General features: G+C 37.1%; 12 protein-coding genes. 7 read left to right on the plus strand and 5 right to left on the minus strand.

All coding sequences use genetic code 11. The features are described 5' to 3' along the window. Positions 1 to 1,091: 1,091 nt before the first annotated feature. From ACHZAX_RS05665 to ACHZAX_RS05685, 5 genes are all read right to left on the minus strand, one after another. The gene (locus ACHZAX_RS05665) at positions 1,092 to 4,160 is read right to left on the minus strand and encodes an alpha-amylase family glycosyl hydrolase (protein WP_320018360.1); all 3,069 of its coding nucleotides are present in this window, start codon (positions 4,158 to 4,160) and stop codon (positions 1,092 to 1,094) included. Positions 4,161 to 4,362: 202 nt separating this feature from the next. Then, the gene (locus tag ACHZAX_RS05670) at positions 4,363 to 5,958 is read right to left on the minus strand and encodes a SusF/SusE family carbohydrate-binding protein (RefSeq protein WP_320018361.1); all 1,596 of its coding nucleotides are present in this window, start codon (positions 5,956 to 5,958) and stop codon (positions 4,363 to 4,365) included. Positions 5,959 to 6,055: 97 nt separating this feature from the next. Then, positions 6,056 to 7,132: a SusE domain-containing protein gene (locus tag ACHZAX_RS05675; RefSeq protein WP_320018362.1), complete on the minus strand. Its 1,077-nt coding sequence runs from the start codon at positions 7,130 to 7,132 to the stop codon at positions 6,056 to 6,058. Beyond that, positions 7,119 to 8,738, minus strand: coding sequence for a RagB/SusD family nutrient uptake outer membrane protein (locus ACHZAX_RS05680; RefSeq protein WP_101310689.1), 1,620 nt, complete (start codon positions 8,736 to 8,738; stop codon positions 7,119 to 7,121). The genes ACHZAX_RS05675 and ACHZAX_RS05680 overlap by 14 nt, the downstream gene beginning before the upstream one ends. Positions 8,739 to 8,751: 13 nt before the next feature. Beyond that, entirely contained in the window at positions 8,752 to 11,736 is a 2,985-nt protein-coding gene (locus ACHZAX_RS05685; RefSeq protein ID WP_320018363.1) for a SusC/RagA family TonB-linked outer membrane protein, read from the minus strand. A 409-nt stretch (positions 11,737 to 12,145) separates the two neighbouring features. Here ACHZAX_RS05685 and ACHZAX_RS05690 point away from each other — a divergent pair, with 409 nt between their 5' ends. The 7 genes from ACHZAX_RS05690 (at position 12,146) to ACHZAX_RS05720 (ending at position 24,614) form a co-directional block, all read left to right on the plus strand. Next, positions 12,146 to 13,180, plus strand: coding sequence for a LacI family DNA-binding transcriptional regulator (locus ACHZAX_RS05690; protein WP_320020423.1), 1,035 nt, complete (start codon positions 12,146 to 12,148; stop codon positions 13,178 to 13,180). Positions 13,181 to 13,749: 569 nt separating this feature from the next. Then, positions 13,750 to 15,147 carry an MFS transporter gene (locus tag ACHZAX_RS05695; RefSeq protein ID WP_320018364.1) on the plus strand — a complete coding sequence of 466 codons (1,398 nt, stop codon included), beginning with the start codon at positions 13,750 to 13,752 and terminating at the stop codon, positions 15,145 to 15,147. A gap of 15 nt (positions 15,148 to 15,162) precedes the next feature. Beyond that, positions 15,163 to 15,810: a beta-phosphoglucomutase gene (gene pgmB, locus ACHZAX_RS05700; RefSeq protein WP_320018365.1), complete on the plus strand. Its 648-nt coding sequence runs from the start codon at positions 15,163 to 15,165 to the stop codon at positions 15,808 to 15,810. A gap of 35 nt (positions 15,811 to 15,845) precedes the next feature. Continuing rightward, positions 15,846 to 18,158, plus strand: a complete 2,313-nt coding sequence (locus ACHZAX_RS05705; RefSeq protein ID WP_320018366.1) for a glycoside hydrolase family 65 protein — start codon at positions 15,846 to 15,848, stop codon at positions 18,156 to 18,158. A gap of 76 nt (positions 18,159 to 18,234) precedes the next feature. After that, the gene (locus tag ACHZAX_RS05710) at positions 18,235 to 20,088 is read left to right on the plus strand and encodes a glycoside hydrolase family 13 protein (RefSeq protein ID WP_320018367.1); all 1,854 of its coding nucleotides are present in this window, start codon (positions 18,235 to 18,237) and stop codon (positions 20,086 to 20,088) included. A gap of 38 nt (positions 20,089 to 20,126) precedes the next feature. After that, a complete protein-coding gene (locus ACHZAX_RS05715; protein ID WP_320018368.1) occupies positions 20,127 to 22,526 on the plus strand; it encodes a glycoside hydrolase family 31 protein in 2,400 nt (799 codons plus the stop codon). 435 nt (positions 22,527 to 22,961) lie between these two features. Then, complete coding sequence (locus ACHZAX_RS05720) at positions 22,962 to 24,614, plus strand: alpha-amylase family glycosyl hydrolase (RefSeq protein WP_320018369.1); 1,653 nt, start codon at positions 22,962 to 22,964, stop codon at positions 24,612 to 24,614. The last annotated feature ends 123 nt before the right edge of the window (positions 24,615 to 24,737 follow it).

Consider the following 24,737-nt stretch of genomic DNA (forward strand, 5'->3'; position numbering starts at 1 on the left):
TGGAACAGTCTTGAAAGGTCAAAGAGTCCAAAAGTCCATTGTAATCAAAAGAGGTAGAGGATTGGATTACCATGTGACTTTAGCCCATGGTATAAAATAAGGATAACTTTGCTTTGCCACTTGGCTTCAGCCAGTGGATTCAAAGCCGAATGCCTAATGTAATATTTCTCCCTTTTTTAAGGGGAGATGCCGACAGGCAGAGGGGTGTTTATGTTTACAATTAAACAATTGTCTGGGAAAGCAATATTTGTGTATAAAAAGTAGCTAAAGTAGAAAGGGAGATTCCTCTGATTGCACATTTGAACTCCCTCACCTTCAGGAGAGGGCCGGGGTGAGGTGTTTAAAAGAGGAAAGGCCGGGGAGAGGTGTTTCAACAAGCACTGACGAAAAGCCAAAATGGATGGGATCCTTCACTGCGTTCCTCCGTTCAGGATGACGACATGCGCAGTATTTCCATTTCGGGGCTAACTCCCTCACCTTCAGGAGAGGGTTGGGGTGAGGTGTTTAAAAGAGGAAAGGCTGGGGAGAGGTGTTTCAACAAGTACTGACGAAAAGCCATAATGGATGAGATCCTTCACTGCGTTCCTCCGTTCAGGATGACCATAGCGCAGTATTTCCATTTTGGTGCTAACTCCCTCGCCTTCAGGAGAGGGTTGGGGTGAGGTGTTTAATAGAGGAAAGGCCGGGGGTCATTATGAAAAATATTTTGTTGTAAAATAGCAATTGATTCATGCTGAAGTACGCTTACTTATTCAACATGTATTAAAATAGAGAAATTTGGCTTCTTAAACTGTTCTTCGAACACCCTAAAAAGTGTTCGGTCGATTAATGAACCGGGTGGCTAGTATTAGTTACAATTGGCTTTCAATAATTCAACTTTTCTCTGGCATCCAGAAAGGATGAAAAACCAATTTAAAGTTTCAATGCCCGATGATCCATTGATTCCAGGAGATTATCAATTACTGATGATTCCCGTTGGTTCAGAAATAAAATATCGATTGGAGCTGACAATTAAGTAGTCAAAAATCCTGCTTTTGGTGTTCCAAAAAACGGGATTTTATCTGATCTAAAACCTATTGAAAAAACACTGTTTATTGCTTTACTATTTTTTTGCTGAGTTTTGAGCCGTCTTCCATTTCAAATATTAAGATGTAAGTTCCTGTTGTTAGATGATTTATGTTTAAATCTGCCGATTCATTTGGCATTGTTACAGCTATGATTGCTTTTCCTGATAAATCAAAAAGCTGTAATTTATTTACTTGCTTTAGATTTTCAAGATGAAGAATATCACGAACCGGATTTGGGTACAGGCGTAATTCTTTGTTTAAAATATCATTAATGCCTGTTGAGTAGGTTATTTCTTCGCTGTATGCACTGTAAACAATATTACCTTGCAATAATTCACCTGTTTGTGCAACCGGTGTTACCGAAAAGCGGATAAAATTACCGCGATCAGCTCTAACAAGAGTATAAGATAATTGATCGGCTCCGCTAATAACAGTTTCATTGGTTCCATTTGCATCGTCTGCTCTGTACCATTTGTAAATTGAACTTCCTTCCGGATCATTATTCAAATCCGTAAAGGTATAACTTGCCGTTAGGGTTTCATCCTCTCTGAAAGTTCCGCTTACAGTAATGTTTGAAGCAACAGGTGCTGATTTTACATCAGGAATGGAAAGTTGTTTTGTTGTGTAAATATGATATTCTCCGGCTTTAAGATCTATAAATGCGTTAACATCAGTAACAGCAATTGCCTGCCCGGTAAAATAATCATACCAGGTACCGGTTTTACTGAAATTAGGATCAATACTTCTTAGCTTAAGGTCGAAATTTCCAATTACTCTAACATCCATATCAGAATGATTGATTTCAATACGTTTTAAAACGGTATTTGTATTCAGTGTGAAATCTTCCGATTCGAAGGCAACTTCTTCTTTTTTTAGCTTGATTAGTGCCGAAAATGCTTCGTACAGTCTTTTTCTGTTCGGATCATCCTGATATTCCCAATGGATTGGTTTTTTGCCAACACGACCATTTTCATCTATGGAAACATCGTAACCCAATTCTTCAAATTGCCATACCATTTTTGGACCTGGCACAGTAAAGAAAAAAGCAACGGCAGTTTCAACTCTCGATAGGGCTGTATTTAGGTTTGTTACATTATAGCTGCCTAAAGAAGCTCCATAGGTAAGATTACGATACATCATGCGCTCTTCATCATGACTTTCCATATAATTCACCAATTTTGGGCCGACCCATTGTCTCTCTTTCCATGAATACCAACTGAAATCAGAAGAATATCCCATGGAAGCTTCGCTGTATTCATGATTGGCATTTCCCCAAAGCATGATGCCATGCGCGGCCAATTCTTTTTCTTCATCATTATCGGATAAATGCTCGAAAATCACTACGGCGTTCGATTTAACGTTCCAAATTGCAGTAGACATACGTTTTAGTATTTCAATACGCTGAAGGTCGTACTGTCCACCCCAAGGATCACTGGTATTGCTGTGTGGTGTGTTTGAAAATCCTTTGGTAAAATCGAAGCGAAATCCATCAATGTGATATTCGTTCATCCAATAGGTATTAATCCGATCCACTAACTTTTGTGTCGCCGTACTTGTGTGATTGATATCATAACCCCATTGGGCATCCGGATTTTCAAAATTGCTTGTGACATTGTACCATGGATTATCTGCAGTTGGTTTTGAACCATCGAAGTACATGCGTAAAAATGGTGATTGTCCGTAGGTATGATTTAGAACCATATCCATATAAACAGCTATTCCTCTGCTGTGACATTCGTCGATAAATGCTTTGTAGTCATTTTTTGTGCCATAGGCTTTATCAGGAGCAAAATAAAAGGATGGATTGTATCCCCAGGAATCATTTCCTTCGAATTCGTTAAATGGCATCAGCTCAATCGCATTAACGCCAAGTCTTTCCAAATAATCTAATGTGTCTTTAACTGTTTTAATATCACCAGCTGCAGTAAAGTCACGAACATGTAATTCGTAAACGACTAAATCTTCTTTTGACGGAGGAGTAAATTGTGCATCGGACCATGTATAAGTGGTTTGTGCTGTTTGGAAGACACTGGCAATTTCACTTGTTTTATCAGCAGGGTAGGGAATCAAATTTGGATAAGTTGTGCTTGAAATGTATTGGTCATTCCACGGATCTAATAGTTTATCAGCGTATGGATCTGCAATTTTAATATCACCGTCGATAACATACTGGAAAATGTATTCTTTTCCTGCCGTAAGGTTGTCGAGAGTAATCCAAAAATAGTCTCCATCCTTATTCATTTGGTAGTTGTTGTCGTAATTCCAACCGTTAAAATCACCAATAACAAAAACATATTCTTTGTTTGGAGCATAAAGTGATAGAGTAACGGTATTGTCATCAATGTAATTGATACCATCTTTAATCCCGGCAGGTTTTGTTGCTGCGGGCGTGTCCTCACGAAGAGCTATATTTACGGTATCTCTTGCTTCCTCACCGCTTGCAGTTGCAACAGCAATTAATTGGTGATTGCCTGCGGCATTTGGAGTATAGGAATAATTTAATTGAGTTGATGAGGTGGAAGTCATGCTTACGCCATCGATTAACAGCTCTAAATTATCACTTGCTTCAGAATTTGCAGTAATTAATACGGATTCATTCTTTCCAAAAATGGTATTGTCAACCGGTTTCGCGAATTCAACATTGAGTCCACCTTCGCTAATGTCAACAAAAATGTCTGTTCCTCCGTCTCCTTTTCCTTCTTTCGAATTGTCTGCACTTCGAAAAACGAAAGCCATTTTTAATATTTTTTCACCGCTTGTTACGCCGTAGTATTCGCGAATGCTTGGTGTAATGCTTAATTGCCACTTGTTATTGCCAAGTGATGTTAGTTTATATTTTTCGCTGTTATCACCCCAGGTCGGAGCGTATTTCCAATCACTGGTAGAAGTGCTTTTGTCAGTAATAACGCCGGTGTGGGCATAGACATCTCCGGTATAGTCTTTTAATCCGGCGGTACCCAATGAGGCATCAAAGGTTATTGTTACAGGTTTATCTTCGGTAGGAAAGGTTGGATCTGAAATAATTATCTGTCCAATACCAATTGAAGGGATTAGCAGAAGAAAAGAAAGGAGATATGTGTATAGTTTCTTCATAGTTAGTTGTTTCTAGATCAAATTATTTGTCAATAAGTGGCATGCATTAATTATTCTGTTTTTCTTAATTTACGCCAAATATGTGTTAATAATAAGCAATTGTAATTGGTCGAAAACAGATGTTGCGAGAGAGTATTTTTTAAATAAAAACAATTTGAAAAAAGCCGCCCATGGGAGCGGCTTTTTAATTTAATTATTTCACTTATTCAAAAGTTCCAGACTCAGTACTGAAATTTAATTTCACTTTTTGACCAGTTGTAATAGGTGCACCAGCCAAGTCATTTCCTGTTCCTCGGTATTCAATTTTTCCTGCTAACACACTAAACTCTGCCTGCCACCAATCAACAGGATTGTTATCAGTGTTAGTCAAAGTACTAGCTGTTACATACATTCTTGCATTATCATCAGCTACAGCGGCTGGCGAAACAAGAATTTTGGCATCAGTATCATCAGTAGTGAACAAGAATTCTCCACCATTCCAATTTCCAAAAGCAGGACCCTGAGCATAGATAACAGGATCGGTTATTTGAATCGTATTAGTTAAAAGGTTTACGACAACCATTTTATAGCCAGCAACTTCAACAGGGATGTTATCTCCACCTTTATTCCATACTCCATTAGCATCTGAAGTGTCACCGGTTTTCCCGAATTCAGTACCATTCCAATCTCTAACAGAATTAAACTTTAATTCTGCACCAGCACCAAACCATGCAATTTTCCAGAAAAGATGAGAATTACTATGAACCGGAATCATTTCCAATACAGCATCATCTGTCCAAGCCCATCCAGGAACAAAGCTTCCATTGATGTACATGGTTGTTGGGAAAGTTGAAAATAAGACTTCTGCGCCATAAGCGACACCTTCACTATTTATTGCGTAAGCTCTAGCATGATAGGTAGTACTTGTTTCTAATCCGCTAATATCAACTGTAAATTCTCCTTCGTCTCCTGTATTGGTAACTTTACCATCAGCAATTGTTGGGTTTTCAGTTTTTCCATAACAAATTCCTCGTTCAGAAATTGGTAAGCCTCCATTGTAAATAACGTTTCCTGCTACCTGAGCTGTTGTAGCTTTAGCTGATGCAGTTCCTGTTTCAACAGTTGCAATTCCAACAAGAGTGGTAAATGTAATTTGAGCACTATAAACGGTAGCAATTGAATTTGTTGCATAAGCTCTGGCATAGTAAACTGTTTTAGCTTTAAGGTTTGTTAAGGCACTAGTGAATTCACCCATTCCCTCACCTTCTTCAGTAAACGTATTCTCTACTGTTGGATTTTCTTCGGTACTCCAACAGATTCCTTTGGCTGTAACCAATGCTTTCCCATCATAAGGAACATTCGCTGCAATATTAGCTGTAGTATCAGTAATATCTGTTGCCTCATTTGAGATAATAATTGTTGGCTTATGAGCTAATGTTGTGAATACATCATCTTTACCATATAATGTGTTTCCACTTTCAGTAGTTGCGTAAGCTCTGTAATGGTATGTTGTTAAGTGCTCCAAACCGTCAATAGTTACCCAATAAACAGCTTTTTTTACATTATCAGCTACTTTTTTCGAGTCTGCAGTAGTAGGATTTTCTGTAGTAGCCCATACAACACCATATTCTGAAATTCCATCACCTTCAGCAACAATCATTCCACTTAGTTCTGCCGAAGTAGATGTTATTCCATCGTTTTGCCAGGTTGCCATTTCGGTATCCAATTTAACCAGGTCATCCTTATTGCAACCGACAAATACTAAAAGTAAAGCGGTGAATGCAAGGCCTAATAATTTGATAAATATATTATTTTTCATACTTAAATATTTAGTACTAATATTTATTAAATTTTGAATAAACACAGTAATCATTTGGGGTGCGATATCTAAAGGCACCCCTTGATTTATTCATGAATTAATTTTTTATAACGGTTGCTACAGATTCTGTAATGTTAAGTTTAATAGTATAATTTCCTGCACCTTTGGATACTGGAATGTTTTTTCCACCCTGACTTAACGGAACCGTTTTTTTGTCTGAATTGTAATTATCAGCACTTCCATCAGCAGTTCCATTTCCACCGAGATTCCATGCCCAACCGTCATTTAATCTAAATTTAAAATTACCATTTGTTAAATTGGCAGTAATTTCCCAAATACGATCTACGGAGTTATAATCCATTTTTGAATCTGGAGTATTCCATCCGTTTGGAGTCGCATCACCAACAAGACCAATGTTATATGCTTCAATGGTGTAAGTTAAGTCATTGGTATTAACGGTAATATCATACCAACCGGCATCAGCAACAGTTATTGCTGTACCATCTATTGCAATTCCACTAGTTCCAGTTCCGTAAGTAATGTTATTATCAGGATCAAGTAAAGTAAAGTTATCTCCAGCTTCAAATTTTACAAAACCCTCATAAATACCATCACTACCTGGAGATTTGATTTTTTGAGTCTCAGATCCTGAAATAAGCACATCTAAACGAAGTAAACCAAATATGGTTGTAGCTCCATTTTCTGTTTCTGAATAGTAAATAAGATTATCAACACCAAGACCAGCATCTGCTTCAAGAACACATTTAACTCTAAAGTCTACTGATGAAGTTTGATCTTCAGGAAAACCATTCAGTAAAATTGAATTTAGTTGGTTTACAGTTAACTCAATATTATCGCATGTGCTACCCTTATATAATTCAGTTACATCTTGAAAGTTATTCCCTTCTGGACATGCCTCAAGAAAATAGGTTACCGAAGCAGTAAATCCAGGATCTATCGGAGTACAGGTAAAAATTAAGTTGTCTGTTCCGTTAGCTCTTACTAAAGTTAAATCTGGTAAAGTAAGAGTAGGGACAGTAACGTTATCACTCAATCTTAGTTGTTCACCGTCTTCATCACAACTCGTGAAGAAGCCTAATACCCCAACTAATGCAAATAATAATATATAATATTTTTTCATTTTTTTTGGATTTAAATGATTAATAACCATCATTTTGCTTAATATTAGGATTCGCAGAGATTTCATCACCTGGTATTGGGAAAATATCGAAATGACTACTTGTGCTTGTTCCGTCAAATGTTCCACCTTTCCACTGCCATAGATAATCTCCACCAGTGAATTTTCCAAAACGAACTAAATCAGTACGTCTTTGTCCTTCATAGTAAAATTCTCTTGCTCTCTCATCTAAAATGAAATCAGCATCTACATCACTAACTGAGATGTTACCACTATCATCTCCATATGCTCTTTCGCGAATCATATTAATATCAGCTACAACAGCAGCAGTAGCGCCACTTGTATTGTATAAAGCTTCCGCTCTCATTAAATAGGCATCTGCTAAGCGAAATACAGGAAAATCTGTAGATGCAAAAGTAGGGCTATAATTCTCAGCTCGTGAACCGTCGTAATTTCGCGCTGTAAACTTATAAACACCTATACCAAAGTCTCCGCTTGATGAAGGAGTAGGGATATTTATTGATCGTTTTTGATGCAAGAATACTCTGCCATCAGGACACTGAGCAAAAGTTGCATCTGTAGCAGGAACAGGATTATTACCATAAACAGTCAAAGTATCAACCAAAATGTTCATTAAGTTTTTTCTCGCTCTGTTACCATTCCAGTTTGGATTATCAGGAAGATCATGCAATGTTGCTGCGTCGATATAAGTTCCATCACTAGAAGATTGAATAATGAAAGTAATTCCACCATTTCCTTGTGTGTTTATACCATCTTCGGCGAAAGCAAAAATCATTTCATTGTTACCATGACCACGATCGTTATCTGCACTAAAGTTTTGTCTGTAATTAGCAGCTAAACTATATGCAGGACTCGCAATAACTTTATCACAATAGGTTTTACATTCATCCCACTGGGCTGTTCCGGTATAAACCTCTGCATTTAAGTATGTTTTTGCCAATAACATCCAACAACTTCCCTTATCAGCTTGTGGATAGTTAAATCCAGGCTCCCCTAAATCAGGTTCAATTGCTTTCAACTCATCTACTATAAATTTAAATAAATCTGCACGTTGAATTTGTTCTGGGAAATATTTACCAACTCCGTCTTCTTCTGTTGTAAAAGGAGGGTTTGCAAAAAGATCCATTAACCAATAGTAGGCAAAAGCTCTTAAGTATCTTGCTTCCGCACGATATTGAATGATGTTTGGCTCTGTACTCCCAGCTGTTACATTTAAAAAGTCGTTAGCATAAGTAACACTTAAACTTAAACGTTGGTAAACCGCTGTTAAGAAAGGATTTTGTGCACTCCAGTTTTGAGTATTTAAATCTGAAATACCAACATCACCCCAAGCACATATACCTTCATCTGTTGTAATGGTTTGTAGATTCCAAAGTGCTCTCATGGTAATAAAGAAACCATCATCACTGGATGTAATATCGGCATCGTCATCTTTTTGACCAGAGATAATAAAACTGGCATACAATTTAGCCAATGTTTGTTCCATATAGGCTGGATCGTCGCCAAGATTTCCTGCTAAAATTTTATTGGGATCAGTTGGCTTCACGTCCAAATCATCTACACAAGATGTATACACCATTGCAGTGATTAGGATACTGAATATTATATATATTTTCTTCATCTGTTGTTGTATTTTAGAACGTTAAATTTACACCCAAAGTGAATGTACGTGGTCTAGGATAAAAGTTGTTGTCAACGCCAAATCTGTCATCTTTTTCTCCAACTTCTGGATCTAATCCTGAATAATTTGTTATTGTAAATACATTCTGAACGGTAAAACTTACCCGTGCATTAATGTCTTTACCTGCAAATTTGTTAAAAGTATATCCTGCACTAATGTTATCCATCTTTAGAAAGGAAGCGTTTTCTACGAAATAATCAGAAGTAAATTGACGTTTTACAAAGTTTGTTTTGCTTAAATTGGTTGGCATGTTTTTCCAGTAACCAATTTGTTGAATTTGATCATATGAAGCTCCTGCTGCTACTTGATTTAAAACATAATTTCCTATGTTTGCACGTAAAGATGTTGACATATCAAATTGCTTGTAATTGAAACGAGCAGAAAGACCAAAGATATCTGTAGGAGTAGGACTATGGTAGATATACTTGTTCGCATTATCTCCACTAATTTTTCCACCTTTGCCAGCTATATCTTCGTATAAACCTTCTATAGGTTTACCGTTAGAATCGTAAATTTGCTTGTTTACAAAGAAAGAATGAGCTTCTTCGCCAACTCGGGTAATTTGTGTTACACCAGTCATTCCTGAACCTTCTGGAACACCAATGTAATTAGGATCATCAGTTAATAATAATTTAGTCAATTTATTATCATTGTGAGTATAATTCATTCCAATATTTAATGACATATCGGGAGTGGAAATTGCAACAAAGTTTAATGAAACCTCAAAACCTTTGTTTTCAAGACTTCCAACATTAGTATACAATCTGTTGGAAAAATTACTTCCACTTGGAATGGTTACATTGTTTAATAAATTTTTTGTTTCTCTAAAATAGTAATCAACCGAACCATTAATACGATTGTTTAAGAATCCAAAGTCTAAACCAATATTTTGAGTGGTTGTTTCTTCCCATTTAATGTCAGGATCGTAAGTGTTTGGTCTCAACGTTGAAGTGAATTGCCCATTGATTGGGTAATAGTAACCTTGTTCAGAGCTTATGTATTGTGGTTGATAAGGATAATCGTTATCCGATATATCCTGCTGGCCAGTGATACCCCAGCCTAATCTAATTTTTAAGTCAGATACAGCATCTACATCTTTCAAGAATGATTCTTCATGCATTTTCCAGGCAAATGCTGCCGAAGGAAAAAATCCCCAACGATTGTCTTCGGAAAATCTTGATGAACCGTCATATCTAAATGTTCCTGTAAGTAGATATTTATTCTTTAAAGCATAATTCATACGACCAAAGAAAGAAACTAGATAATTTTCCGTTTCAGAAGCAGTATTCTTATCTACTTGCAATGGATGATCAGCATCTTCAATTGATCTGGTATAGTCAGTACTTTCTCTTTCAAAATGCTGCCATGAATATCCTCCTGTTAAATCCAGTTTGTTATCTTCATTAAACTCTTTTTTGTAGTTTAAATAGAAATCTAAAAGGTTGTTCTTATTCTTGGCAGTGTAATCGCTTAATTTACCCCATGAGGATACAATCGTTGATGGTGATGTAATCGGACGATTGTTTTGACCATCACTTTCTGTATAGTCTGTTGCGACATTCAAATTAGCCTGCATATCACGAAGAAATGGAAGCGTGTAATTTAATTTTAAGTTAGCTACAACTCGATATACATCCGATTTGTTATTAACCTCTTTTGCTTGTTCTACTGGATTAGGTGTTCCAAGGCCAGCTCCGTATTTCTGCCACTGATAATATCCACCAAATTCGGGAGCATTGGTGTCATAAATTGGTTGAGTTGGATCCATTGATATTGCAGATCCAATTGCACCGTCATCTCCAAAGTTATTGTTGGTCATCATGAATTTAGCATTCATGTTAACCTTTAAATCATCATTCAGAAATGTTGGATTCAAATTTAAAGATCCGGTGTATCTTTGCATATCTGTATTCTCAAGAATACCAGTTTGGTCGGTATAACCTAAGGAAATTCGATATGGGACATTTTTTTTTGATCCAGAAAAGGCCAAGTTATGATCGTGGGAAATTGCTGTGCGGAAAATTTCTTTCTGCCAATCAGTATTCTCAGTTCCCAACTTGTTATAGTTTAAAGGATCGTATAAAACAGGATGATCAACGGCAATTTTTCTTAGCTGATCACCAGAATATACATCGACATAGTCAATAGCACTGGCAACAGAAATGCTTCCAGTATAGTTAACTTTTAAAGGGGATCCTTTTACTCCTTTTTTGGTAGTAATAATAATAACACCATTGGAAGCTCGGGAACCGTAGATCGCAGTTGAAGAAGCATCTTTCAGTACCGTAAATGTTTCAATGTCATTTGGGTTGATAAATGATAGGGCATTTGAACTACCGCTTACATTATTCCCAACACTTTCAATTGGCATTCCATCAACAATAATTAATGGATCATTTGATGCATTAAAAGAAGAACCACCACGAATACGAATTGTAGATCCGCTACCAGGAGCACCACCTGCTGATGTAATTACAACTCCGGCAGATTTACCTACTAAGAGATCTTGAGGTGAGGTAATATTACCCTTATTAAAGTCTTTTGAAGATACACTGGTTACAGAACCTGTTTTGTCTTCTTTTTTAACTGTACCATAACCAATCACAACAATTTCGGAAAGGTTCTCGGTTTCAATACTTAAAATTACATTGATTTGAGATTGTGAGCCAACTACAATCTCCTGAGAACGATATCCTACAAAAGAGTAAATAATAGTTGCATTGGCATCTACACTTAGCGTGTATTTTCCGTCAATGTCGGTAGTTGTTCCTACAGTTGTGCCTTTTACAACTACTGAAACACCAGGAATTCCCATGCCATCGTTTGCATCGGTAACTAAACCAGTAACTACTTTTTCCTGTGCATGAATCATGGTAAATGAAAATACCATAACGAGCATAAGAAGTAGTTTTCTAAGTCTACTAATGTTAAGTTCCATAAATTAGAAATTTAAGATAAATTAGTTAATTAGTTAATTAGTTAAGGTGTTTTAGATAAAAATATGAACTCGTGTTTCCGACTTGGGTTCTTCCTTTTTTAGCTTTCTAAAATTACCCTAACGTTAAGTTAGCCTTAATTCATTCTGTAATCAAAGATAAATGCGGATGTTTTTTTTTTGTAAATGATTGATAGTTAAGTGTAAATAAATCATCGCAAACGTCACCGCAAACGTTTGATATTCACATATTGATATAAGTTGATAATATCCGAACAAATTCCAATCAAACCTATATGTTTGTTTAATTTTTCCTATATTTACAAAGCTTGTTTCAAGTGTATTTGTAATGTGTAGCACATTTCTAATCATCTTGTTACATGTCTTTACTTAGGGTGTTAATATCTAATTAATATACAAATTTTATATGAGAAGCGGGCAAGTAACAATTAAAGATATAGCCAAAGAATTAGGAATTTCTGCCTCTACAGTTTCAAGAGCACTTAAAGATCATCCTGATATTAGTTTTAAAACTAAGGAGGCCGTTAATGAACTTGCTAAGAAATGGCATTACAAGCCCAATGCTGTAGCTTTAAGTTTGCGAAATAGTAAAACGAATATCATTGGGGTGATTATTCCGGAAATTGTCCATCACTTTTTTTCTTCGGTAATCAGTGGAATTGAAGATATAGCCTCAAAAGCCGGATACAATGTGATGATATTTCAATCGAATGAATCTTATGTGAGAGAAATGGCTAATGTTCAGGCTTTACTTTCAAGTCGTGTCGATGGAGTTTTGGTTTCCATGTCAAAAGAAACAAAAGATCACAGTCATTTTCAGGAATTAAGGGATAATGGAATACCAATCGTATTTTTTGATCGTGTTTGTAATGATTTGTCATCAGATAATGTAATTGTAGATGATTTTGCAGGTGCTTTTGCGGCAGTAGAACATCTAATTAAAATAGGGTGCAGAAGAATTGCTCATTTATCGGCACCCCAGCATATGTTATTGGCTCAGAATCGTCAGAAAGGGTATCGCCAGGCAATGTTAAAACACAAAATTCCAATCGATGAAAATTTAATAGTTAAATGTGACAGTTTTGATGAGGCAATTCTAAAAACTCCTGATTTATTGGCTTTGCCTAAACCACCGGATGCGATATTTGCAGTGAATGAATTAACTGCAGCCGGAGCACTTTTGATGGTGAAAAAATTAGGATTAAAAGTTCCTGAGGATATTTCGATAGTTGGGTTTACTGATGGAGTGGTTTCGCGAATTACTGATCCTTCACTTACCACTCTTGAACAGCATGGTTTTGAAATTGGTTTGAAAGCCGCAGAGCTGATTGTGGAAAGAATTTTTGCAGGAGATATGGATTATGAGCCTGTCACAAAAGTTGTTAAAACCAATTTGATTGTAAGAGGATCAACCAGACATATATAATATTGTATACTGATGTCTAAAAAAAGTTGCCTTGAGCAGCTTTTTTTGTATGCTGTAAGGGCTTTTTTTGATGAAATAAGATTATAAATTCATCTTAAATTGAAAAAAAACAGATTTATTTTTGAATTTGTTGCAATCGTTTGTTATGGGTTATTAAGCCTGTTTTTATTGACTGTTTGAAACTTTCAGCTTGAAGTTGTTTTGACATATTGTATTTTTTTCTCTACTTTTGACCGTGGAGGGAAACCTCTTTTCCGACTTAATTTTATATTTACTTCCTTATTAATATGATCTCGTTTCCAGATAAAATGATGGAAATTACACAGATCTATTATTTGTTTAACACTATATTGTGTTGGATAATTAAGTTAGTCCTTTGCAACACAAATTAAAGTGATGTGTATCAGGATCTATTTTTTCCAAAATTTTATTTGAAACAAGAATTGTTTATTGAATTTCTCATTGCTGAGGAATCTGATCCGTATGTTCATGGGTCAAATTAAAGAACAGTTTATGATTGTAATTAAAAACGTCAACCCATTTACAGGAAGGACATAATTAACTAACAAATGAAAAAACAGCCTCGATTAAGTTTTTGGCAAATCTGGAACGTCAGTTTCGGATTCTTAGGAATACAGATGGGATTTGCCTTGCAAGGAGCAAACGTAAGTCGTGTATTATCAAGTTTAGGAGCAGATTTGCATCATTTATCTCTATTTTGGTTGGCGGCACCTGTTATGGGATTAATTGTTCAGCCAATTGTTGGAGGTGCGAGTGATCGGACATGGAACCGTTTTGGTCGAAGAGGCCCTTACATTTTGGGAGGTGCTGTTGTTGCTGCTTTGGCAATGTTTTTTATGCCTAATGCAGGTATAGCAGTTAAAATTATGCCGCCTCTTGTATTTGGTGCTGTGATGTTCGCTTTAATGGATGGGTCGTTTAATATTACGATGCAGCCATTTAGAGCGCTTGTTGCGGATATGACTCCTGAAGAACAAAGAAATGCAGGATATTCTATTCAAAGTTTCCTGATTAATACAGGAGCAGTTTTGGGATCTATTTTGCCATTTGTTTTAACCAATGTAATGGGAGTTAGTAACGTTGATCCTGATGGAGGAGTTCCTTCGTCGGTTATCTGGTCGTTTTACATTGGTGGCGGTATGTTACTGTTATCAGTACTTTGGACTGTTTTCAGAACAAAGGAATATCCACCTCATGAATATGCAGCCTATAAAGGTTTGGATGTAGTTTCAAAGGAGAAAAAGGAAAAACGTACGTTACTTGGATTCTTTAAATTGTTGAAAGAAACTCCAAAAACCATGATGCAATTAGCTGTTGTCCAGTTTTTTTCGTGGTTTTCTCTTTATTTGATGTGGGTATATACTACCTACGCTTTGGCACAGCATTCCTGGGGATGTCCAATTACTGATGTGAAATCGGAATCGTTTCAGGACGCAGGAGATTGGGTTGGAATTTTGTTTGCAGGCTATAGCTTGTTTGCCGCAATATTTTCAATTTTAATGTCCAGATTGGCGAATCGGTTTGGCAGAAAAACTGTTTATTCTTTAGCCTTACTCTTGGGAGGTTTAGGTTTTTTGTCGACCTACCTGTTTAGCGGAGGCGATTTAATTCATTTAAATCTTTTATTAACTGAAGTTGATGTGCCTTCGAGTGCTGCATTGTGGATGATTCCAATGGTGGGTGTAGGAATAGCATGGGCTGCAATTCTTGCGATGCCTTATTCTATTCTATCTGACTCTTTACCTGCTGATAAAATGGGCGTGTATATGGGAATCTTCAATTTTACAATTGCAGGACCTCAGATTATTAGTGGAATAATTGCCGGTGAAATTTTAAGATACTTTTTTAACGGTGAGGCAATTTATATTATGGTGATCGCCGGAGTATCAATGTTGTTAGGGGCAATTTCTGTCACTTTCGTTAAGCAAAATAAAGCTGTTAATTAATAATATTTGTTTGAAATGGGAACAATTAGTGCATGTATATTTGATTTAGATGGAGTAGTGGTTGATACGGCGAAGTATCATTACATCGCATGGAAAAGTATAGCAAATGAGTTAGGCTTTGACTTTACAGAGGAGGATAACGAGAGATTGAAAGGAGTAAGCCGAATGACCTCTTTGGATATTCTTCTGTCGATTGGTGGAGTTGAGCTGGATCAGGAAACTAAACTGAAATTGGCCGATAAGAAAAACAAAAACTATTTGGAGTACATATTAAGAATGACTCCTGATGAAATTCTTCCTGGAGTGAAAGAATTTATGAATGAACTCAAATCCAAAGGAGTGAAGATTGCTTTGGGATCTGCAAGTAAAAATGCGATGACTATTCTCAATCAGTTGGAGCTTACAAATTATTTTGATGTGGTTGTTGACGGAACTCATGTGAGCAATGCAAAACCTGATCCGGAAGTATTTCTAAAAGGTGCGGAGCTTCTTAACGTATTGCCATCGGAATGTGTGGTTTTTGAGGATGCAGAAGCAGGAATAGAAGCTGCTGTTAACGGTAAAATGAAGTGTGTAGGAATTGGTTCGCCCGATGTATTGGGGAAAGCGAATATTGTAGTTCCTGGTTTTGTAGGGTTTTCAATAGGACAATTGAACTTTTAAGGACAGAGTAGGATTATTTTTTAAAGGAAATCAACATGAATGAATATTTAAAGCATGATGAGTGGTGTATTATAGAGGAAGGATTCAAACCTGAAAATCATCGATCATCTGAAAGCATATTTAGTCTTGGTAATGGCAACATGGGACAAAGAGCCATGTTTGAAGAAACTTACTCGGGCAAAACATTACAAGGAACTTATATCGCCGGGGTTTATTATCCTGATAAAACCAGAGTAGGTTGGTGGAAAAACGGTTATCCGGAATATTTTGCGAAGGTATTGAATGCGCCAAACTGGATCGGAATTGATGTGAAAATCAATGGAGAAATACTTGATCTTGCAAAATGTAAAGTGAGCAAATTTGTTCGCACATTAAATATGCAGGAAGGTGTTTTGATGCGTTCATTTGTTGCCGAAATGTCGAATGGAAACCAAATTAAGGTAGACGCAAAACGTTTTTTAAGCATTGTAACTTCTGAAGTAGGAGCAATCCGATATTCAGTTACTGCTTTAAATTTCGATGGAAAGATTAGTTTCAATCCTTATCTGGATGCTGATGTAGCGAATGAGGATTCTAATTACGATGAGAAGTTTTGGGATGTATTATCTTGTAAATCTGTAAAAGGAGAAGCTTTGATAACGGCTAAAACCAAAAAGTTGGATTTTCATGTTTGTATAGGAATGAAATATGACGTATACAAAGATGGACAGAAACTTGAAATGACTGCTTCAATTACCGAAGAGGAGAAATACGTTTCCAATACGGTTGAGTTTGATGTTAAAAAAGAAGAAGAACTTACCATTTATAAGTATGCAGGTGTTTTAAGTTCATTAAATCACAGTAAGGATGAAATTCTTACTGATGCGCAAAAAGTTGTTGCAGAAGCTTATGGAAAAGGGTATGATTCCCTTTTAGAAGAGCATGTTGCTGCATGGGCAGGAAAATGGGCGAATAGTGATATTACCATTGAAGGTGATGTTGCAGCACAGCAAGCCATTCGTTTCAACATTTTCCAATTAAATCAGACTTATACCGGTGAAGATGAACGATTGAATATTGGACCTAAAGGTTTTACCGGAGAAAAGTACGGAGGAAGTACTTATTGGGATACAGAAGCTTACTGTGTTCCTTTCTACCTAAGTACATCAAAACCTGAGGTTACCCGCAACTTGTTGATTTACCGTCACAAGCAATTGCAAAAGGCCATTGAAAATGCTGAAAAGTTAGGTTTTACCAATGGAGCAGCCTTGTATCCAATGGTAACAATGAACGGGGAAGAGTGTCACAATGAGTGGGAGATTACTTTCGAGGAAATTCACCGTAACGGAGCCATTGCATTTGCTATTTACAATTACATCCGTCACACAGATGATAAAGATTATTTAGCAGAATTTGGCTTGGATGTACTAATTGGTATTTCAAGATTCTGGAGTCAGCGGGTTAACTATTCTCAGGCTAAGAAGAAATATGTAATGCTTGGCGTTACAGGTCCTAATGAGTACGAAAATAACATCAACAACAACTGGTATACAAATACCATTGCAAACTGGTGTATGAAATATACTCAGGAAGCTATGGCTCATGTTAAAGAGACAAATTCCGGTCGCTTTGCTGAGATTATGGAGAACCTGAAATTCGATTTCGAAAAGGAAACTGCAAAATGGAATGATATCATTGATAACATGTATTATCCGGTTGATGAGGAAACAGGAGTATTCCTGCAACAGGACGGTTATTTGGATAAAGAACAAATTCTGGCTGCCAATTTAGATCCGAAAGTACGTCCGATCAATCAGCATTGGTCCTGGGATAGAATTTTGCGGTCATGTTTCATTAAACAGGCTGATGTACTGCAGGGTGTTTATTTGTTCGAAGATCAGTTTGATGAGGAAACTATCAAGAAGAATTATCAATTCTACGAGCCTAGAACTTTGCATGAATCATCTCTTTCTCCATGTATTCACTCCATTCTGGCATCTAAAATTGGTGATATTGAAGGAGCTTACAATTTGTATTTAAGAACTTCCCGTTTGGATATTGATGATTACAATCATGAAGTACACGAAGGACTGCACATTACAAGCATGGCAGGAACGTGGATGTCGATTGTTGAAGGTTTTGGCGGAATGAGAGTATCCAACGGACAATTGATATTTAAGCCGTTGATTCCTAAAGAATGGAAATCATATTCATTTAAGGTTCGATTCAGAGGAAATCTTTTAAATGTAAGAGTTTCTGCTGATGAAGTTGGTGTAATCAATGAAGAGGGTGAAGATATTTCCTTATTCCTGATTGATGACGAATACCTAATTGAAAAGAACAGCTGCCTGGTTATCGAGCACGCTTAAAATCAGTATAAAAACAGTTCAGGATAAGGGGAATTCCTCTTATCCTGATTTTTTATCAAGTCTTAATTTTAATAGAATGAGAACTTTTTTGATTTCCTTACTGATGGTTTCCTTTTTTAGTTTTTCCTCGTTTGCCGAAAAAGTGAAAATTGAAAGAGTAGAGCCAATGTTTTGGTGGGTGGATATGAAGAATCCAAATTTACAACTTTTGGTTCATGGTGAAAATATTTCGAAATATGATGTTTCGATGAATTATCCGGGAGTTACAATTGAAAGGATGATAAAGACAGATAAACCCAATTATTTGTTTGTAAATCTGCTGATTAAAAAAGGAACGAAAGCGGGTAGCTTCGATCTTGTTTTTTCGGAGAAAGGCAAAAAGAAAGCAAGTTACTCGTATGAATTAAAAGCCCGAAAAAAAGATGCTGCAAACCGAAAGGGTTACGATGCATCAGATGTGGTGTATTTGATTATGCCGGATCGATTTGCGAATGGAGATCCAAAAAACGATTCGGTTGATGGAATGGAAGATAAATTGGATCGTGAAAATCCTGACGGCCGTCATGGCGGGGATATTCAGGGGATTATTGACCATTTGGATTATTTGCAGGAACTTGGAGTTACTGCAATCTGGAATACCCCTTTAATGGAAGATAATGAACCAACAACATCTTACCATAATTACGCCATTTCGGATTATTACAAGATTGATGCCCGTTACGGAAGTAACGAGGATTATGCCCGATTATCAGCGGAAGCAAAAAAGCGGGGAATTAAAATTATTATGGATGTGGTGACCAACCATTGTGCTTCGGCTCATTGGTGGATGAATGATATGCCTTCAGGAGATTGGGTTCATGTATTTCCTGAATATACCCAATCGAATCACCGCAAGAGCACTACGAATGATCCGTATGTTTCGAAAGTAGATTACGAAAAGAACTTTGATGGCTGGTTTGCAAGGTCTATGCCGGATTTAAATCAAAAAAATGATTTACTGATTAACTATTTTATTCAGAATACCATTTGGTGGATAGAATATGCCGATTTAGGCGGGATTAGAGTAGATACCTATCCGTATAACGATAAAGATGCCATGGCAGTTTATTCTGGTACAATTATGAAAGAGTATCCAAACCTGAATATTGTTGGAGAAACTTGGTTAAGCTCGCCTGCTGAGATTGCTTACTGGCAAAAAGATGCAGTAAATCATGACGGCTACAATTCTAATTTACCATGTGTAATGGATTTTTCTTTGTTCGAAGCCATGACAAAGGCTTTTAATGAAAACGAAGGATGGAATACCGGTTTGGTTCGCCTGTACAATTCTCTTGCTTTTGATTATTTGTACCCACACACAGACAACTTATTTATTTTTGCTGAGAATCACGACACCGACCATATTATGTCGGTTTTAGGAGGCGACATACAGAAATACAAAAACCTGATGACTTTTCTGCTTACAACACGTGGTATTCCTCAGATTTACGTGGGTACAGAGATTTTGTTGGAAGGCAAAAAGAGCGATGGCGATGGAAAAATGCGCGTTGATTTTCCCGGAGGATGGGAAGGTGATGCAAAAAATGCTTTTACAGCTGAAGGAAGAACGGCAAAAGAAAATGAGGCTTTTAATTTCTTGAAAAAACTATTGAATTGGAGAAAGCAAAATCCGGTAATCCACACCGGAAAACTGATGCATTACGTTCCCGAAAATGATACTTACGTTTATTTCAGAAGCAATGCGGAAAAAACAATAATGGTCGTGATCAATAAGAACAAAAATGCACAGGAATTGAATTTGAAGCGATTTGCAGAAAGTTTGGGAACATTCACTTCTGGAAAAGATGTGATTAGTGAAAAAGAATTCGATTTATCCAAAGGAAGTATCTCCTTGGCTCCAAACACATCAATTATATTGGAATTAAAATAAGTGTGATCGGGTGATCACAAAACTCTCAATCTCAGAAGATGACTAATAAGATTATTTTGCGTTTTTCGATATTTCTGATTGTTGCACTTGCTTCATTTTCGGCAATTGCACAAAACGGCCGGAGGGTTTATCAATCGCATAAAGTGAATGGCAGCCAATTGGAACTTGTTACCAATGATGGCAGTTATGAAATTCAGTTTTACAATCAAAACATTGTAGAAACGGCCTTTATCCCGAAAGGGGAAAAGGGAAAAGGAGAATCGACTGCTGTCGTTTTACAGCCCGAACAGACTTCTGTTAGTTTGATTGAAAAGGGGAATGAATTGCAATTCCTGTCCGAGGGAGTGAATGTAACAATTTCAAAATCTCCTTTTGATATCAGTTACAGCTACAAAGGCAGACAGTTGCTTTCCGAAAAAGAAGGATACGTAAAAACAGACAGCACCGAAAATATTGATTTTACAATTGATAAGGATGAAGTTTTATTTGGTGGCGGTGCTCGTGTTTTGGGCATGAATCATCGCGGATACCGACTCCAATTATACAATCGGGCTCATTACGGATACGGAACTCATTCCGAATTGATGAATTACACCATGCCTTTGGTGATTTCTTCGAAAATGTATGCCGTTAATTTCGACAACGCACCCATTGGTTATTTGGATTTAGATAGTAAAAAAACAAATACCCTGCGATACGAAAGTATCAGCGGAAGAAAAGTATATCAAGTAATTGCTTCGGATACCTGGGAAGGTTTCACTTATGAATTTACAAATTTAACGGGCAGACAACCTATGCTTCCCCGTTGGAGTTTTGGTAATTTTTCGAGCCGTTTTGGATATCATTCCGAGAGGGAATGCAGAGCAACAATCAATCAGTTTTTGAAAGATTCCATTCCTGTGGATGCGATTATTCTGGATTTGTTTTGGTTTGGAAAAGAGATGAAAGGGGAGATGGGAAATTTAGCTTTTGAGCGTGATTCGTTTCCAACACCAGAGAAAATGATAGCTGATTTTGAAGACAAAGGAGTAAAAACAATCCTGATTACGGAGCCATTTATTCTGACTACTTCAAAACGATGGGATGAGGCTGTGAAGGAAGAAGTTTTGGGAACCGATTCGATTGGAAATCCTTATACCTACGATTTTTATTTCGGTAACACCGGATTGGTGGATGTTTTTAAACCCAAAGCAATAGATTGGTTTTGGAAGATCTACAAAGGATTGGCGAATAAAGGAATTGCTGGTTGGTGGGGTGATTTGGGTGAGCCGGAAGTGCATCCTTCCGCATTGCAGCATGCAAACGGATCGGCCGATGAAGTGCACAATATTTACGGTCATTACTGGGCAAAATTGATACGTGATGGATATCAAGAAGATTTTCCCAATCAGCGCCCGTTTATTTTGATGAGAGCAGGAGCTGTTGGCTCGCAACGATATGGAATGGTGCCATGGACAGGTGATGTGAGTCGCTCGTGGGATGGATTAAAGCCACAAACCGAAATCTCATTGCAAATGGGATTGCAGGGAATTGCTTACATGCATTCCGACTTGGGCGGGTTTGCAGGTGATAATTTGGATGATGAATTGTATACCCGCTGGTTGCAGTATGGTGTTTTTCAACCGATATTCCGCCCGCATGCACAGGAAGCAGTTCCTTCCGAGCCTGTGTTTAGAGAAGCAAAAACCAAAGCCTTGGCAAAGAAATCAATTCAATTGAGATATCAGTTGATGCCGTACAATTATACGCTTGCATTTGATAATAACCAGACTGGTTTGCCGTTGATGCGTCCACTGTTTTTCGAAGAACAAAATAACAAAGAATTACTATCTGTTTCGGATACCTATATGTGGGGAGATGCATTTTTGGTATCGACCATTACCGATGCTGGCTTAAAAGAGAAAGATGTTTACATGCCTGCTAATTCTGTTTGGTTCGATTTTGTATCCGGGAAGAAATACGAAGGCGGAAAAAGCTGCACCATAACAACAGAGGAAGATCACATTCCCGTATTTGTGCGCGGCGGTTCTTTCATTCCAATGATTAAAGGAATGTTGAATTCCAAAACCTATTCTCTTGAAAATATGGAATTGCATTACTATCACGATAAGTCTGTTGCGGCAAGTAAAGGACATTTGTACAACGATGATGGAGTAACTCCTGATGCATATGAAAAGGGAGAGTATGAAATACTGAATTTTGCATCTAAGACTTCCAAATCGAAATTGCAGATTGCTGTTAATACTGAAACCGGAAGTAATTACAAGTCTGTCGAAAAGAATATCAATTGGGTTATTCACAATATAGATAAGAAACCAAAAAAAATATCCTTAGGGAAAAAATCTGTTGATTTTATTTGGGATAAAGAATCAAAAACACTACGGTTTAAAGGGAATGTATCAGAAGGGAATCAATCAGTAACAATAAAATTGCGATAGGTTTTGTGAGGAAGAATTAAGAGTAGGATGCTTTTTAACCAAAGAATAAAATTGAACCACAAAGAGCACCAAGTAGATCACAAAGGCACACAAAGAATAATATTGATATTAAAATTTAAATAATTATCCGGATCTGAAAAATGGGAACAATCAGTATGTGTTTTCTTGCTATTTGTATTGAAATCAGCGAAAATCATAGTGAATCATTTAAAATCAGCGTCTAAAACCTTATTAACCAAAGAATAAAAAATGAACCACAAAGATCACCAAGTAGATCACAAAGGCACACAAAGAATAATATTGATATTAAAATTTAAATAATTATCCGGATCTGAAAAATGGGAACAATCAGTATGTGTTTTCTTGCTATTTGTATTGAAATCAGCGAAAATCATAATGAATCATTTAAAATCAGCGTCTAAAACTATTGAAACAATGAAGAAATTAGGATACAGCTTATTTGTAGTATTGTTTTTTTTGCTGTCGGCTTGTTCAACATCCGAAAAGCAAATTGCAGATGCCGACAAGCCATTTGTGTGGGAGGGAGCTAACTTGTACTTTTTGCTGACAGATCGTTTTTGCAACGGAACCACAGACAATGATGTGAATTTTGAGCGTGAATTGTCTACCGGAAAGCTGAGAGGTTTTGAAGGTGGTGATATCAAGGGAATTACCCGGAAAATAAAAGAAGGATATTTTAATGATCTGGGAATTAATGCCATTTGGTTTACTCCGGTAACCGAACAAATTCATGGATCGGTGGATGAGGGAACAGGCAATACGTATGGTTTTCACGGATATTGGGCCAAAGACTGGACTGCTTTGGATCCTAACTTCGGAACGATGGAAGACTTGTCTGAACTGGTGGAAACCGCTCATGCCAACGGAATTCGGATTGTTATGGATGCCGTGATTAATCACACCGGACCGGCAACAGCGACTGACCCGGCCTGGGAAAAGGAATGGGTGAGAACCGGACCAACCTGCACTTATCAGAACTTTGAAACTACCACAGAGTGTACGTTAACTAATAATCTGCCCGATATTAAAACCGAAAGCACACAGGAAGTGACTGTTCCTGCAAGTTTGGCGGAGAAATGGAAAAATGAAGGCAGATACGGGCAGGAAATGAAAGAACTGGATGAATTCTTTGCCCGCACGGGATATCCCCGTACCCCAAGATACTACATGATTAAATGGTTGTGCGATTACATCATTCAGTTTGGAATTGATGGTTACCGGTCCGATACTGTGAAGCATACTGATGAAACCGTTTGGGGCGATTTCCGCAAAGAATGTGAGTATGCATTTCAGCTTTGGAAGAAGAACAATCCTGAAAAGGTGATGGACAACAACGAATTTTATTCTGTTGCAGAAGTTTATGGATACGGTATCAGTAACAAATTTATTTACGATTTTGGCGATAAGCAGGTGAACTATTATGCCAATGGATTTACCGATGTAATCAATTTTGAATTCAAGTACAACGCATTATCGGGCTACGAAGAATTGTTTTCGAAATATTCTGAAATATTAAATGGCGACTTAAAAGGTTACGGAGTTTTAAACTACCTGACATCGCATGATGACGGATCACCTTTTGATCAGAAACGGGAAAAAAGTTTTGAATCGGCAAATAAATTGTTGCTGTGCCCGGGAACTTCGCAAGTGTATTATGGCGATGAAACAGCCAGATCATTGATAATAGAAGGAACTGTTGGCGATGCAACTTTACGTTCGTTCATGAATTGGAAAGAAGTTGAAACCGATGAGCATGCACAAGCCGTATTGGCTCACTGGCAAAAGCTTGGCAAATTCCGAAGAGATCATCCGGCAGTAGGTGCAGGAGTTCATAAGATGATTTCAGAATCACCTTACCTGTTCAGCAGAACATATAACAATGCTGAATTGCAGGATCAGGTTTTTGTAGGATTGGATTTGCCAATAGGAGAAAAAGAATTGTCAATAGCAGATTTAGAGGACGGAACCAAATTGCGTGATGCTTATTCCGGTAAGAAAACAAAAGTGGAAAACGGAAAAATAAGCATCGATACCGAATACGATATTCTATTATTGGAGTTGTTGTAATTATTTATACAATTGCCCCAAACCCCTAAAAGGGCTTTTTAAAAAATGATGATGTAACAAATTGGGTAAAGTCCCCTTTAAGGGATTTAGGGGTAAGGCTATAAAGATTTGAAACTAAAACAT

The organism is Labilibaculum manganireducens (assembly GCF_963665805.2).
GTDB lineage: Bacteria > Bacteroidota > Bacteroidia > Bacteroidales > Marinifilaceae > Labilibaculum > Labilibaculum manganireducens.

Excerpts from the sequence above, each read along its gene's own strand:
- ACHZAX_RS05665 (WP_320018360.1), bottom strand. The coding sequence starts at position 4,160 with ATGAAGAAACTATACACATATCTCCTTTCTTTTCTTCTGCTAATCCCT.
- ACHZAX_RS05670 (WP_320018361.1), bottom strand. The coding sequence starts at position 5,958 with ATGAAAAATAATATATTTATCAAATTATTAGGCCTTGCATTCACCGCT.
- ACHZAX_RS05675 (WP_320018362.1), bottom strand. The coding sequence starts at position 7,132 with ATGATGGTTATTAATCATTTAAATCCAAAAAAAATGAAAAAATATTAT.
- ACHZAX_RS05680 (WP_101310689.1), bottom strand. The coding sequence starts at position 8,738 with ATGAAGAAAATATATATAATATTCAGTATCCTAATCACTGCAATGGTG.
- ACHZAX_RS05685 (WP_320018363.1), bottom strand. The coding sequence starts at position 11,736 with ATGGAACTTAACATTAGTAGACTTAGAAAACTACTTCTTATGCTCGTT.
- ACHZAX_RS05695 (WP_320018364.1), top strand. The coding sequence starts at position 13,750 with ATGAAAAAACAGCCTCGATTAAGTTTTTGGCAAATCTGGAACGTCAGT.
- pgmB (WP_320018365.1), top strand. The coding sequence starts at position 15,163 with ATGGGAACAATTAGTGCATGTATATTTGATTTAGATGGAGTAGTGGTT.
- ACHZAX_RS05705 (WP_320018366.1), top strand. The coding sequence starts at position 15,846 with ATGAATGAATATTTAAAGCATGATGAGTGGTGTATTATAGAGGAAGGA.
- ACHZAX_RS05710 (WP_320018367.1), top strand. The coding sequence starts at position 18,235 with ATGAGAACTTTTTTGATTTCCTTACTGATGGTTTCCTTTTTTAGTTTT.
- ACHZAX_RS05715 (WP_320018368.1), top strand. The coding sequence starts at position 20,127 with ATGACTAATAAGATTATTTTGCGTTTTTCGATATTTCTGATTGTTGCA.
- ACHZAX_RS05720 (WP_320018369.1), top strand. The coding sequence starts at position 22,962 with ATGAAGAAATTAGGATACAGCTTATTTGTAGTATTGTTTTTTTTGCTG.